12 protein-coding genes are annotated in these 13,271 nt (G+C 69.9%); 10 read left to right on the forward strand and 2 right to left on the reverse strand.

Translation table 11 applies throughout. From position 1 onward, the window contains the following. The first annotated feature begins 48 nt into the window (after nucleotides 1–48). From manA to CQ045_RS00955, 4 genes are all read left to right on the forward strand, one after another. On the forward strand, nucleotides 49–1,176 hold the full coding sequence (gene manA, locus CQ045_RS00940; protein WP_105720830.1) for a mannose-6-phosphate isomerase, class I: 1,128 nt from the start codon (nucleotides 49–51) through the stop codon (nucleotides 1,174–1,176). A gap of 164 nt (nucleotides 1,177–1,340) precedes the next feature. After that, the gene (locus CQ045_RS00945) at nucleotides 1,341–1,661 is read left to right on the forward strand and encodes a WhiB family transcriptional regulator (protein WP_105721326.1); all 321 of its coding nucleotides are present in this window, start codon (nucleotides 1,341–1,343) and stop codon (nucleotides 1,659–1,661) included. Between the two features lie 104 nt (nucleotides 1,662–1,765). Continuing rightward, a complete protein-coding gene (locus tag CQ045_RS00950) occupies nucleotides 1,766–4,792 on the forward strand; it encodes a glycosyltransferase (protein ID WP_105720831.1) in 3,027 nt (1,008 codons plus the stop codon). Beyond that, the gene (locus CQ045_RS00955; RefSeq protein WP_105720832.1) at nucleotides 4,789–6,171 is read left to right on the forward strand and encodes a DUF5719 family protein; all 1,383 of its coding nucleotides are present in this window, start codon (nucleotides 4,789–4,791) and stop codon (nucleotides 6,169–6,171) included. Before CQ045_RS00950 ends, CQ045_RS00955 begins: the two co-directional genes overlap by 4 nt. A gap of 45 nt (nucleotides 6,172–6,216) precedes the next feature. On the opposite strand, the gene CQ045_RS00960 is transcribed toward CQ045_RS00955, so the two are convergent. Continuing rightward, a complete protein-coding gene (locus CQ045_RS00960; protein ID WP_258130847.1) occupies nucleotides 6,217–6,651 on the reverse strand; it encodes a hypothetical protein in 435 nt (144 codons plus the stop codon). A 78-nt stretch (nucleotides 6,652–6,729) separates the two neighbouring features. Here CQ045_RS00960 and CQ045_RS00965 point away from each other — a divergent pair, with 78 nt between their 5' ends. From CQ045_RS00965 to ahcY, 5 genes are all read left to right on the forward strand, one after another. Then, the gene (locus CQ045_RS00965; RefSeq protein ID WP_021199833.1) at nucleotides 6,730–6,936 is read left to right on the forward strand and encodes a DUF3499 family protein; all 207 of its coding nucleotides are present in this window, start codon (nucleotides 6,730–6,732) and stop codon (nucleotides 6,934–6,936) included. A 102-nt stretch (nucleotides 6,937–7,038) separates the two neighbouring features. Beyond that, a complete protein-coding gene (locus tag CQ045_RS00970; protein ID WP_105720834.1) occupies nucleotides 7,039–7,965 on the forward strand; it encodes an efflux RND transporter periplasmic adaptor subunit in 927 nt (308 codons plus the stop codon). Further along, entirely contained in the window at nucleotides 7,962–8,714 is a 753-nt protein-coding gene (locus CQ045_RS00975) for an ABC transporter ATP-binding protein (protein WP_105720835.1), read from the forward strand. The genes CQ045_RS00970 and CQ045_RS00975 overlap by 4 nt, the downstream gene beginning before the upstream one ends. Next, nucleotides 8,711–9,925 (forward strand): ABC transporter permease, encoded by a 1,215-nt coding sequence (locus CQ045_RS00980; protein ID WP_105720836.1) that lies wholly within the window; start codon nucleotides 8,711–8,713, stop codon nucleotides 9,923–9,925. Before CQ045_RS00975 ends, CQ045_RS00980 begins: the two co-directional genes overlap by 4 nt. Nucleotides 9,926–9,967: 42 nt before the next feature. After that, entirely contained in the window at nucleotides 9,968–11,413 is a 1,446-nt protein-coding gene (gene ahcY, locus CQ045_RS00985; RefSeq protein ID WP_105720837.1) for an adenosylhomocysteinase, read from the forward strand. A gap of 18 nt (nucleotides 11,414–11,431) precedes the next feature. Here ahcY and CQ045_RS00990 read toward each other — a convergent pair whose 3' ends face one another. Next, a complete protein-coding gene (locus CQ045_RS00990; RefSeq protein WP_105720838.1) occupies nucleotides 11,432–12,241 on the reverse strand; it encodes an RDD family protein in 810 nt (269 codons plus the stop codon). A gap of 16 nt (nucleotides 12,242–12,257) precedes the next feature. Between CQ045_RS00990 and CQ045_RS00995 the strand changes: the two genes are divergently transcribed. Further along, a complete protein-coding gene (locus CQ045_RS00995) occupies nucleotides 12,258–13,250 on the forward strand; it encodes a stage II sporulation protein M (RefSeq protein ID WP_105720839.1) in 993 nt (330 codons plus the stop codon). The last annotated feature ends 21 nt before the right edge of the window (nucleotides 13,251–13,271 follow it).

Consider the following 13,271-nt stretch of genomic DNA (forward strand, 5'->3'; position numbering starts at 1 on the left):
GGGCTCGGAGCGTCCCTGAACGCCGCAGCGCGGCTCTACGCTGGTGGCATGCTGCTGAGCCTCACGAACACGCCCCGCGACTATGCCTGGGGATCCGACTCGCTTCTCGCCGAACTGGAAGGGCGCATCCCGACCGGGGCCCCCGAGGCGGAGGTCTGGTTCGGAGACCACCCGGGAGACCCCGCCGACGTGGCCGGCGGCGGCACCCTCGATCAGATCACCGGCGGCACGCTCCCGTACCTCCTCAAACTGCTGGCCGCCGGCCGGCCGTTGTCGATCCAGGTGCATCCGACGATCGAGCAGGCGCGCGCGGGCTGGGCGCGGGAGAGCGGACTCGCGGCCGACGATCCGCAGCGCAACTACCGGGACGACAACCACAAGCCCGAACTTCTCGTGGCTCTCAGCGAGCGGTTCGAGTCGTTGAGCGGGCTGCGTCCTGTCGCCGACACCCTCGAGCTCCTCGGCCTGCTCGACGACAGCGACGGCGTCGTGCAGTTGCGCGAGCGCCTGAGCGGTGAGGGTGATGCCCTGCGCGCGGTGATCGGCTGGGTGCTCGGCGGAACGGCGCAACGCGAGGTCGACGAGATCATCGCCGCGGTCGTGGCGGCCTCCGCGAAGACGGACGCGGGGGAGTGGGGCACGACGCTCCGCGCGATCGCCGGCGTGGCCGAGACGTACCCCGGCGACCCCGGAGTCGTCGTCGCCCTGCTCATGAACCATGTCGTGCTGACTCGCGGGGAAGGAGTGTTCCTGCGCGCGGGCCTGCTCCACGCGTATCTCTCCGGACTCGGCGTCGAGATCATGGCGGCGAGCGACAACGTGCTGCGTGGCGGACTCACCCCCAAGCGCATCGACGTCCCCGAACTCCTCGCCATCCTCGACACCACGCCGGGCGAGGTCCCGGTGCTGCGCGGTTCGGACGACGGCGCGGTCACGCCTTACCCCGTTCCCGCGCCTGACTTCGCGCTCGAGAGAGTCGTCGTCGACGGCACTCCGGTCACGCTCGAGGTGACCGGCCCCACGATGGTGCTCGCGACCGCCGGAGCCGTCGCCGTCACGGCGGCGGACGGCGAGGAGCTCGCCCTCGCGGTCGGTACCGTGGCGTTCGCGGCGGACGAGAAGGCGGTCACCGTGTCAGGCAGGGGAGAGGTCTTCGTCGCTCATCCGGGGCGCTGACGCTCTGATGTGCACGCCGCATCGCGACACGCCGATGAGTCTCCAAAAACCTTCAAGAGTCGCTTGAGGGTTTACCATCCGCGACTTGACCGGAGCGAATGACACGGGTGTAATTAGTCATGAGCACGGCCCGCCGGGGGGCGGAGACAGGGTTGGAGATCGAGATGACGGGTTACCGTTCCGACGTACCGGAGAACTGGTTCGTCGATCCGATCAACCTCGGAGTTCCCGGGGTGCGGCGCACGGACGCCACCGACGACGACAACGCCCTCTCCTGGCAGAGCGACGCGCTCTGCTCGCAGACGGACCCCGAGGCGTTCTTCCCCGAAAAGGGCGGATCGACGCGGGATGCCAAGCGGATCTGCACATCGTGCGACGTGCGCGGCGAATGCCTCGAATACGCGCTCAACAATGACGAGCGCTTCGGCATCTGGGGCGGACTCTCCGAGCGCGAGCGCCGCAAGCTCAAGCGTCGCGCGAGCTGAGTCGAACGCGATCGCGCTGAGCGCCCCGCGAGCCGCATGGCTTCGCAGGCGCGCCGCATCCACTGCTCCAGGGCGGACCGTCGCGCGCATAGGCTGACGACGTCATGCCAGCCCGAGTTCACGCCATCATCGTCGCGCGCCCCGGATCCTCTTCCCGCGCGCAGCTCCTCCGCACTCTCGAAGCCGTGCGTTCTCAGACCGCACCCGCGGCGGCGGTGACACTCGTCATGTGCGGCGATGCGTCGTCCGTGCGCGAGAGCGAGGCGGTCGCGGCCGCCGTCGAAGGGATCATCGAGGCTCGCTCGACGACGTCGTTCGCCGAGGCCGTCGAGCTCGCCAGGCCTCGGGTGCTCGAGGGCTCCGCCATCTGGCTGCTGGCTCAGGACACGGCCCCGCATCCTCGGGCGCTGGAGCGTCTGCGGGGCACGCTGGAGCGCTCGCCCTCCGCGGCGATCATCGCCCCCAAGCTCGTCGCGACCGACAACGAGCGGGAGATCGTCTCCCTCGGCGTCAGCATGACCGCGCTCGGTCGCTCGGTCGAGCTCGCGGCCGGCGAACTCGATCAGGGACAGCACGACCGCACGGACGATGCACTCGGATCGGACGTACGCGGCATCCTCATCCGCGGTGAGGTCCGCGACGCCCTGCGTCCGGACCCCGCCCTCGCCGGAGCCGACGAGGGCCTCGATCTCGGCGTGCGGGCCCGTCTGGGGGGAGGGCGAGTCGTGCTCGCTCCGACTGCCCGGATCTCCGCTGCTCCGGGCGGCCCCGCCGCGCTGCCGTCCGGCAGACTGCGCCGCGCCTACGTCACCCGCCTCGCCCAGCTGCACCGACGCCTGGCCTACGCCCCTGCTGCGGCGGTGCCGTTGCACTGGCTCAGTCTCCTTCCTCTCGCCCTTTGGCGGTCCATCACCCACCTCATCGGCAAACGGCCGGAGGCGGTGCTGCCGGAGTGGGGAGCCGCTCTCACCGCGATGTTCCGCTTCGGTGCGATCGCGCGGTCGCGCGCACGGATCCGCGCCTTCCGCTCCTCCTCGTGGGCGAGCATCGCGCCGTTGCGCGTGACCTCGTCGGCCCTGCGGCGGCGCTTGGACGACGGACACGGCAGCGAAGGGGGTGCGGTCAGCGAACTGCGCTTCTTCTCCGGCGGAGGGGCCTGGGCGGTTCTCGCCGCACTCGTCGTCAGCATCGCGTCCTTCACGACGCTGCTGGCCTGGCCGGCGATCGGCGGCGGGGGACTCCTGCCCCTGCGGCAGACGGTCGCCGCGCTCTGGAGCGACGCGGCCTGGGGCATGCGCGGCATCGCCGTCGATCTCGTCGGGCCGGCAGACCCGTTCGCGGCTGTCGTCGCCATCCTCGGCACCCTGTGGCCGGCTGGCCCCTCGTTCGCCATGGTGCTGCTGTGGATCCTCGCGCTCCCGCTCGCGGTCCTCGGGGGATGGTTCGCCGCCACCCGGGTGACCGATCGCGAGGGCCTGCGGATCTTCGCGGGCGTCGCGTGGGCGCTCGCTCCCACCTTCCTCACCGCGCTCGTCGACGGACGTCCGACGGCGGTGCTCGTGCACCTCCTTCTTCCCTGGCTCTTCCAGGCCGCTGTCGTCGCGCATCGATCTTGGGGTGCGGCCGGCAGCGCCTCGCTGCTGCTCGCGGCCGTCATCGCCTGCGCACCTTCGCTCGCACCCGCCCTCGCGCTGCTGTGGGTCGTCGCGCTGGGAATCGTGCTCGGGACCGCCCAGTTCCGAGGCGCGGGTCGCTTGCTGTGGCTGCCCGTGCCGACGATCGCCCTGTTCGCGCCGCTCGTGTTCTGGCAGCTCGCGCACGGCAGTCCCCTGGCGCTCCTGGGAGACCCTGGCATGATCTGGGCGGGTCCACAGGCCGCGGCGGATGCCGCCGGGCGGCTCGCGCTCGCGACCGGTTTCCCGACGATCGATCTCGCAGGCTGGATGACGTTCGTCCCGGAACCCATCGGAGCCTGGGCCCCGATCCTCTGCGCACCGATCGCCGTGCTGGCTCTCGGAGCGGCGGTCGCGCCGCGGTGGCGCGCGGGGCTCACCCTTCTCGTCGTCGCGCTGGCCGGCGTGGCGACGGCGTTCCTCGCGGTCGGCATCACGGTGAGCTTCGCGCAGGGGACCCCGGTGCCGATCTGGCCCGGCGCCGGTCTCAGCCTGGCGTGGGTCGGCGTGCTGGGGGCAGCCCTCGTCACTCTGGACACCGCGCTCACGCTCCCGCGTCTGAGGATCTTCGCCGCCGTGACCGCGGCCTCGGCCCTCGCGATCTGTGCTGTTCCCGCTCTCACCGCCTTCCACGCCGGTCGTTCCGTCGTCACGAACGGCCCCGAATCGACCTTGCCGGCCTATGTCGCCGCGCAGGCCGCCGGAGACCGGCCGATCGCGACCCTCGTTCTCACACCGCAGAACGACGGTGGCCTCGCCGTCGAGGTGGCGTGGGGTGCCAGCGAGACTCTCGGCTCCCAGTCGACCATGATCTCCACGGCCGTGGAACCTCGGGGCGCGGACATCTCGACGCTCGCGGTCGACCTGCTGTCCGCCCGTGAGTTCGATGCACCGGGTGAGCTGGCCGAGGAAGGCATCAGCTACGTGCTCGTCGCCCAGGTGGCCGACGAGGGCGACAAGGCTCGGACTCTGCGCACCGCGGCGGTGGCATCGATCGACCAGCGTCCCGGACTCGTGCATGCCGGAACGACGGATCGCGGTGTCCTCTGGCGTCTGGAGGCCGATGTCGCGGACCCGTCACCGCTGACCGCCGCGCAGCAGGGCACCGCACGCCTCGTGATCACTCTGCAGCTGATGGCGATCCTCGCGGCCCTTCTGCTCTCGATCCCGACGCGCGCCTCTCGTCGCGCAGCGCGCGCGCAGTCCCGCATCGTCGGCCGCGTGCCCGAAGAGCCGCTCGTCCTCCCGCGGCATGCGGAGGACGTGGAGATCATCGAGGACCAGCCAGTCGGCGCGATCGAGGATCCTCAGGATTCTCCGACGCTGAACGACGAGGCCCTGGCGCCCATCGCCGAGCCTTCGCCTCCGGACGACGACTCGCTCGGATCGAGCGACGAGCGCTCTTCGTCGGACGCTGACGACCGGCCGACGAAGCCGGCAACGGAGGAGGACCGATGAGTGGGACACGTGCATTCCGGGTCGCCGCCACCGGAGCCCGCGTCGTGACAGGTGTCGTCGTGGCCGCCGCGTGCGTGCTCGGCGTGGCGACGGCCGTGCATGCTCCGTGGCCCGTCGTCCGGCACGATCCAGCCCAGGTCGACGTCACTCCGCTCCCCGGTGACAGCGTGCTCGTCTGCAACGGAGATCTCCGTGCGCTCGGACGCGACTCGTCTGCCCCGTTGGACATTCGCTCCGCCGGATCCCCGAGTCTGACCACCGGCGGCACTTCGGGAGACCCCGCATCCGAGGGCCTGGCGGCGCCGGAGCTCGAAGACGGCGGCGAGGCCCAGGTTCTCACGGGAGCAGTCGAAGGACGCTCGGCGCCGTTGATCGCGGGCGCCGAGTCCCTCACGATCTCGGCCGACGACCTCGCGGGTTACGCCGCTCTGCCGTGCGGTGTGCCTCGGCTGGAATCGTGGCTGGTCGGCGGGAGCATCGAGACCGGGACCGAGGACATCGTCATCCTCACGAACGCGGCCGAGGTCCCCTCGACCGTCACTCTCTCGGTCTACGGAACCACTCGGAGCACCCGGACGGTCGTCGTCGCGCCGCGGACGCAGGTCGCGCTTCCGCTCGCATCCTTCGCCACCGGCGACGACGAACCCGTCGTCAAGGTGAACGCCACGGGCGCGCCGATCAGGGCCGTCCTCCAGTCCTCGCTCGTGCGCGTGCTCGATCCGGCGGGTATCGACCTGCAGGACACGGTCCCGGGCCCGCAGCAGCGGTTCGTGATCACCGGAGTGCAGGCGTTCGCCTCCGCCGGTGACGATGCGGAGATGGCCGTCCTGCGACTGCTCTCGCCGGGGGCCGACGCCCGGGTGAATGTGCGGGTGCAGGCTGAGGGCTCGTCCGAGACGGTCGACGAGTTCACCGTCCCCCTCGACGCCGACCTCCCGGCCCAGGTGTCGCTCAGTGGCCTCGAGCCCGGTCAGTACACGGTGGAGGTAGAAGCGGACACCCCTCTCCTCGCGGCGGTCCGGCAACAGGACGGATTCGGGCTCGACTCCGACTTCGCCTGGGTGACGCCTGCGCCGGAGGTCGATGCCGACGTGGTGTTCGCGGTGCCGTCAGGTCCCGGTCCTCGGCTTCAGATCGCCAACACCTCGGATGAGGACGCGACGGTCACGCTCGAGTCGCTCGACGGCGGCCGACCGCAGGAGATCGTGGTCCCCGCGGGGGAGACGGCAGGAGTCGACGTCGAGTCCCGGACGACCTACCGGATGCGGACGACCGCCCCCGTGCATGCTGCCGTGACGCTCACCGCGCCGGGCGCGCTCGCTGTGTTCCCGGTGCAGGCGAGCGCCGGGGTCGAGAGGTCCATCACGGTCTACCCCTGACGACTCGCGGCATCCCGAACGGACGCAGATCAGCGGGTTCGACGGTCAGTGATCGTGATCGTGGCCCAGATCCCAGGGCTCGCGGCCGACATACTCGGCGGCGGCGCGGAACACGGCGCTTTCGATCGCCATCCGACGATGCGCGACATCGTCGTGGCCCGGGGGCAGCAGCCGCTCGATGGGCAGGCGGAACAGCACGATGCGCTTGTTCTCCCTGTCGAGGTACCAGCGAGGGACGTGCTCCGTGGCATCGAATCCGGGGATCGCGCCGATCTCGAACCGGACCTCCTGCAGCTCCGGCCAGGTTCCGCGGAGGAACTCGACAGCGGTGCCGACCGTGAGGTCGAATCTGTCGAGACGACCGTCGAGCGGAGCCAGCGGTGGGCGCACGACCTCGCTGCGACCGAGTCGACCGTGTCGGCCGTGCCGTGCACCCCGGCGAGGGGCTGCGGAGGCAGGAGCGGAACGGCGACGAGGCATGTCGAAAGTCTAGGCGGTGCGTGGCTCGCGCGGCGCGGCATGCGAGGGTGCGGACCGTGGGGTCGTACGCTGGCGGAGATGGACGGACGACTGTGCTCGAAGGTCGGCTGCGCGCGAGAAGCCGTGGCCACCCTCACCTACGACTACGGCGATCAGATGGCCGCTCTCGGCCCGCTCGGCGCCGCGAACGACCCGCAGGCGCATGACCTGTGCTCGCCGCACGCGGACCGACTCTCGGTTCCGGCAGGCTGGCTCGTCGTTCGTCATGAGGCACTTCGGGCCTGAGAGCGTTTGGTCCGACACGCGGTGGCATCCGCCCGGCGAGAAATCGAACTCTGGATACGCTGACCGCAGGCGTGCCAGGGCGGCGCTGCCGGAAAGGCACTCGTGATCGTCTGGCGTCGCTGGATCTTCCCCCTGCTTCTCGTGCTGGTCTTCGGTGCCTGCGCTGCGGCGCTGGTCAAGATCGCCTTCTTTCCTGACCGCGCGGAGAGCGTCGTCAGCCCCGAGGCGGGGATCACCGATCCCGTGGTCGTGGTCGAGCGCGGCTCGGTCGTGAACGCCCTCAGCCTGAGCGGCAACGTGGCGCGAGACGAGATCTACGGCGTGCGCAGCGAGCTCAACGGCACGGTCACCGCGGTGCACGTGGGCGAGGGGGCGGCTGTCGTCGCCGGGCAGAAGCTCTTCACGGTGCGCCAGGAAGATCCGCGCAAGGACATCGACGTGCTCGCGCCCGAGGCGGGCGACGTGTCCGAGATCTCTCTCGTCAAGGGGCAGTCGACGTCGGTGGGCACCGAGACATACAAGCTCACCCCGGCCCGGTACCACCTGCTCGCGACCGTGGACCCCGTGCAACTGTATCGGCTCGTCAACGCTCCGACCGAGGCGACCGTCACCATCACCGGCGGCCCCGCACCGTTCGCGTGCACCGGGGTGGGAGTCCAGGTGACCGCGGAAGGAACAGCGAACGTGCGCTGTGCCATTCCGGCCGATCAGACCGTCTTCGCCGGGCTTCCCGCGACGATGGACCTCGCCCTCGGCCAAGTCGACGACGCGCTCGTGGTCCCGGTCACCGCCGTCCAGGGCGGTGCGGGCTCCGGGAACGTCTGGGTCGACGCCGGCGACGGCTCCGATCCCGAGGAGCGGGCGGTGAAGCTCGGAGTCAACGACGGGGTCATGGTCGAGGTCACGGAAGGCCTGGCCGAAGGCGACAGCATCCGTCAGTTCGTGCCCGGGTTCGTCGCCCCCGTCGAGGAGTTCTGCTACGAGGTGTCCCCGGGCGTGGAACAGTGTGACAGCGGGATGAACTGGTGAGCCTCGTCGCGCTCGAGGACGTGTCCAAGAGCGTCCTGCTCGCCGACGACTCGCGGCTCGAGATCCTCCGCGGCATCACCCTCGACGTGGGTGCAGGAGACCACGTGTCGATCGTGGGACGCTCGGGCTCGGGCAAGTCGACGCTGCTCAACATCCTCGGGATGCTCGATGCGCCGACATCCGGTTCCGTCTCCTTCGAGGGGCGCGAGGTGCGCCGCATGCGGTCGGGGCGCCTCGACCGCCTGCGCGGGGACAACGTGGGCTTCGTCTTCCAGCAGTTCAATCTGCTTCCGGGGCGGACCGCGCTCGACAACGTCATGATGCCGCTCGGCCACGCCAAGGGGCGGATGTTCTGGAACCGGCGGCAGATCGCCGCCGACATGCTCGAGCGGGTGGGCCTGGGGCACCGGGTCGACCAGGTCGCCGACAAGCTCTCCGGTGGCGAGCAGCAGCGTGTCGCCATCGCGAGGGCCCTGGTCCGCAAGCCCGTCCTGATCCTCGCGGACGAGCCCACCGGCGCCCTCGACATCGACACCGGAGCATCCGTGATGTCGCTCCTCGACGAGGTCGCGACCGAGACCGACGCCGCGCTGGTCACGATCACCCACGACCTCCACGTGGCCGCTCGGGCCCGCCGGCACTACCGCCTGGATGCGGGCCACCTGGAGACCGCCGACCTGAGCCGTGCCTTCGAGGCATCGACCCTCGCGGCATCCGTGCCGTCCGCGTCGACGGAGGTCGTCGCATGACCGGATTCCTCGGCGCGCTCGCGGATGCGTGGGCGGAGATCCGCGTGCACAAGCTCCGCGTGCTGCTCAGCCTGATCGGGATCGCCGTCTCGGTCGGGGCGCTCACCGCCGTCGTCGCGATCTCGGAGTACCAGCGCCAGTTCCAGGCGGAGCAGTCCGACCGGTGGGGCGGACGAGCGGCGACCGTCGTCGTCGCCGTCAGCAGCGAAGACGGAACGCCGGTCGATGCAGACGACTTCGACGCGCGCTTCACGCGTGTCTCCGAGCGGTTCGGGTTCAGCCACACGGCGCGCATCTCCCAGGGGCTGGTGCTGCAGGTGCAGCTGCCCGACGGCATCACCGATGTCCCCGCTCGTGTGATGGACCCCGCCTTCTCGGAGATCCACCGCGAACGACTTCTGGAGGGGCGGTGGTTCCTCGACTCCGACATCGAGGCGATGGCGCCCCCGGTGGTGATCACCGAGGCGCTCTGGGACCGTCTCGGGCGGGTGCCGCTGAACCAGCATCCGACCGTGTCGTTCAGCGGCCCGGCGGGCGGCACGTATCAGGTGGTCGGTATCACACCGCGCCAGGGGTTCGGCGACGAGGAGCTGCGCGTCGACCTGCTCTACGACGCCTATCGAGCGCGGGTCGATGCACTGCCGAAGGACGCGTGGACCCAGTACGAGATCTGGGTGGGAACCGATCAGGTCGACCAGATCGCCCCGGTGCTGGCGATGGATCTGCGAGCCGGGCTGCCTGAGGGGCAGACGATCATGGTGAACCGATCCGACTGGGCGGCGCAGCCCGGGGCGCTGGACGCGCAGGCCACCTTCGAGATGGTCACGGGCGGCATCGCCGCGCTCATCCTCGCCCTCGGCGCGCTCAGCCTCATCAACATCCAGCTGGTGGCGATGCGTCAGCGTGTACGGGAGATCGGAGTCCGACGAGCGTTCGGCGCGAGCTCGGGGCGAGTCTTCTTCTCGGTGTTCCTGGAGAGCCTCGTCGCCACGACCGTGGCCGGGGTGGTCGGGATCGCGATCGTCGTCGCGGTCCTGCGGTCGGAGTGGGTCGTCACCTCGATGTTCTACGGCATCCAGGACATCCCGCCGTTCCCGATGCGGGCCGCGATCGTGGGGCTGATCGCCTCGGTGATCGTCGGCGCGGTGTCGGGATTCATCCCTGCCCTCGTCGCATTGCGGGTCAAGGTGATCGACGCGATCCGCTTCTGACACAGGCGCGGGATCGGCGCGTCGGAGTGGAAGAATGTCAGGATGCCTGAGCTCGAGTACCGCGTCGCCGATCTGTCCCTCGCCGAAGCCGGCCGTCACCAGCTGCGACTGGCGGAGAACGAGATGCCGGGGCTCATGGCGCTCCGAGAGGAGTTCGAAGCAGCCCAGCCGCTGAAGGGCGCGAGGATCGCGGGCTCGCTGCACATGACCGTGCAGACAGCGGTCCTCATCGAAACCCTCGTGGCGCTCGGCGCCGAGGTGCGGTGGGCGAGCTGCAACATCTTCTCCACGCAGGACGAGGCGGCCGCCGCCGTGGTGGTCGGACCCGAGGGCACGGTCGAGGCCCCTGCCGGTGTCCCGGTCTTCGCCTGGAAGGGCGAGACGCTCGAGGAGTACTGGGCGTGCACCGACCGCATCTTCGACTGGTCGTCGACGGGCTTCGACGGCCCGAACCTGATCCTCGACGACGGGGGCGACGCGACGCTGCTCGTGCACAAGGGCGTCGAGTTCGAGAAGGCCGGTGCCGTGCCCGCGGCGACGGCTGCCGACTCACACGAATACTCGATCATCCTCGATCTGCTCCGCACATCGCTCGCAGCATCGACCGATCGCTGGACGAAGCTCGCCGAAGGGCTGATCGGCGTGACCGAGGAGACCACGACCGGCGTGCACCGCCTCTACGAGCTCGCCGCCGCCGGAGACCTCCTCTTCCCGGCCATCAACGTCAACGACTCTGTGACCAAGAGCAAGTTCGACAACAAGTACGGCATCCGACACTCCCTCCCCGACGGGCTCAACCGCGCCACCGACGTGCTCATCGGCGGCAAGGTCGCCTTCGTCTGCGGCTACGGCGATGTCGGCAAGGGTGCGGCCGAGGCCCTGCGCGGTCAGGGTGCCCGCGTGATCGTGAGCGAGGTCGACCCGATCTGCGCGCTGCAGGCGGCCATGGACGGCTTCCAGGTCGCCCGCCTGATCGATGTCGCCGCCGAGGTCGACATCGTGGTGACCGGCACAGGCAACCGCGACGTGGTCACGATCGAGCACCTTCAGGCGCTGAAGCACCTCGCCATCGTCGCCAACGTGGGCCATTTCGACAATGAGATCGACATGGCCGGCCTCGAGGCGCTGAACGGGGTGGAGAAGGTCGAGATCAAGCCGCAGGTGCACGAATGGCGGATGCCGAGTGGTCGCAGCGTCCTGGTGCTCAGCGAAGGTCGTCTGATGAATCTCGGCAACGCCACCGGCCATCCGTCCTTCGTGATGAGCGCGTCCTTCACCAATCAGGTGCTGGCACAGCTCGAGCTGTACACGAACATCGCGGCATACCCCACCGGTGTGTACGTGCTCCCGAAGGCACTCGATGAGAAGGTCGCGCGCCTGCATCTCGACGCGCTGGGGGTGCGGCTGACCACTCTGACCGAGGAGCAGGCGGGATACATCGGAGTGCCGGTGGAGGGTCCGTACAAGCTCGAGCACTACCGCTACTGAGCTGCGCGCCGGCGGGGGTCAGACGCCGACGCGGCGTCCCGTGAGCCGTTCTGCTCGGCGGTCGGCGTTCTCCAGCGCCCGGCGCTCGCGTTCCCGGCGGAGCACCGTGATGCCGATGAGCACCAGCTCCGGCGCCACGGGCGGCATCGGCGAGACGAAGGGAGTCGCCTCCGCGAGCAGGTCGTGCGCCACCCGTGCCCGCGCCGCCGGCACCATGCGCGGCGCGCTCTGCAGGAACTGCGAGATGCGACGAGCGAGCCGATCGGGCAGACGAGCCACGTCGGCGATCTGCGCCCATCCCGCCAACTCCGGGGGGAGCAGGGGAACGTGCGAGGTCAGCGCCGGCGTGCGGACGCGCTGACTGTAGGTTCCGGCGACCAGGTCGCCGAGTCGCTGCGAGCGAGCGTTGAAGGCACCGGTCAGCACCGCGACGCCGCCGAAGGTCATGTAGATCTCGAGCACTCCGAGGAGTGCGCGGATGAACGCATGCCGGAACCCGGCGGCGCCGCCGTCCACGCGGACGATCCGTCCGCCGACGGCGAGCTTGCCGAGACTGCGCCCCTTGAGCGCGACCTCCATGGTGATCGGCAGGACGACGAAGCTCACGACGAGGGCCGAGATCATGGCGATCCGGTCGGTCGTGTCATCGAGGATCCCGACGTCCAGCAGCCAGATGCGCAGGAAGATCCACAGGATGAAGACGGCGTAGCCGAGGAGCATGTCGATCACGGCGCCGAGCGCCCGCAGCAGGAAGCCGACCGGCTGTACATCGATCGCGACGGCTTCGCCGGAGAGCACCTCGTCGGAGACGTCGATCGGGACAGACATGAGTACAGTAAATCAGGTGGATGCCGATGCGCTGACTGATGCACGCCGCGCCGAATGGCAGCGGCTGGAGGAACTCAGCCGCGCCCGACTCGACGGCGACCGAGTCGACGAGCTGATCGTGCGCTACCGCGCGGCGTCCGCCGACCTCGCCGAGCTGAAGACATCGGTCGGCGATTCCCCGCAGGGGGCCTATCTGTCGACGATCCTGGTCCGGGCCCGGCTGCGACTCACGGGCGCAGCCGACAACATCCTGACGCAGACCGCTCGGTTCTTCCGGCTGCAGCTTCCGGCAGCCCTCTACCGACTTCGCTGGACCACGCTGGTCATCGCGATCGCGTTCATCGCCATCGCCGTCGGCACCGCTGCATGGATCGCGAGCGACCCCGCGCTCGTCGCGACCCTCGGTTCACCGGGCGCCCTCGAGCAGTACGCCGATGAGAGTTTCACCGGCTATTACACCGAGAACCCTGCCGCAGTCTTCATGGGCATGGTCTGGACCAACAACGCATGGATCGCGATGCAGTGCGTGCTCTTCGGAGTCACCGGGATCTGGCCGGTGTACATGCTCGTGCAGAACGCCATGGGACTCGGCACCTCCGGCGCGGTGATGGCGGCGCACGACAAGGCCGACATCATGGTCCTCTACATCCTTCCGCACGGGATGCTGGAGATGACATGCATCTTCGTCGCCGCCGCCGCCGGCCTGCATGTGTTCTGGGCCTGGGTGGCTCCGGGACATCGCTCGCGCGGCGAAGCGCTTGCCGAGCAGGGGAGGGCACTCGCCACCGTCGCGATCGGTCTGATCTTCGCCCTCTTCCTCGCCGGTCTCGTCGAGGGGTTCGTCACCGGATGGGCGCTGCCGTGGCCGGTGAAGATCGGTATCGGCGCCGCGGCGCTCGCCGTGTTCCTCATCTACATGATCGTGATCGGCGGGCGAGCGCACCGGCAGGGGGAGACCGGCGACCTCGTCGAGTACGAGGCGGGGACTCCGCGCCTCGTCGCCGGCTGACGACGGCCCGCGACGCGCCGC

Source organism: Microbacterium sp. MYb66, assembly GCF_002979435.1.
Lineage (GTDB): Bacteria > Actinomycetota > Actinomycetes > Actinomycetales > Microbacteriaceae > Microbacterium.

Bases quoted from the DNA above. Each gene is read 5' to 3' on its own strand.
- CQ045_RS00965 (WP_021199833.1), top strand. From the start codon at position 6,730: ATGGACGGACGACTGTGCTCGAAGGTCGGCTGCGCGCGAGAAGCCGTG.
- CQ045_RS00980 (WP_105720836.1), top strand. From the start codon at position 8,711: ATGACCGGATTCCTCGGCGCGCTCGCGGATGCGTGGGCGGAGATCCGC.
- CQ045_RS00955 (WP_105720832.1), top strand. From the start codon at position 4,789: ATGAGTGGGACACGTGCATTCCGGGTCGCCGCCACCGGAGCCCGCGTC.
- CQ045_RS00990 (WP_105720838.1), bottom strand. From the start codon at position 12,241: ATGTCTGTCCCGATCGACGTCTCCGACGAGGTGCTCTCCGGCGAAGCC.
- CQ045_RS00950 (WP_105720831.1), top strand. From the start codon at position 1,766: ATGCCAGCCCGAGTTCACGCCATCATCGTCGCGCGCCCCGGATCCTCT.
- CQ045_RS00945 (WP_105721326.1), top strand. From the start codon at position 1,341: ATGACGGGTTACCGTTCCGACGTACCGGAGAACTGGTTCGTCGATCCG.
- manA (WP_105720830.1), top strand. From the start codon at position 49: ATGCTGCTGAGCCTCACGAACACGCCCCGCGACTATGCCTGGGGATCC.
- CQ045_RS00960 (WP_258130847.1), bottom strand. From the start codon at position 6,651: ATGCCTCGTCGCCGTTCCGCTCCTGCCTCCGCAGCCCCTCGCCGGGGT.
- ahcY (WP_105720837.1), top strand. From the start codon at position 9,968: ATGCCTGAGCTCGAGTACCGCGTCGCCGATCTGTCCCTCGCCGAAGCC.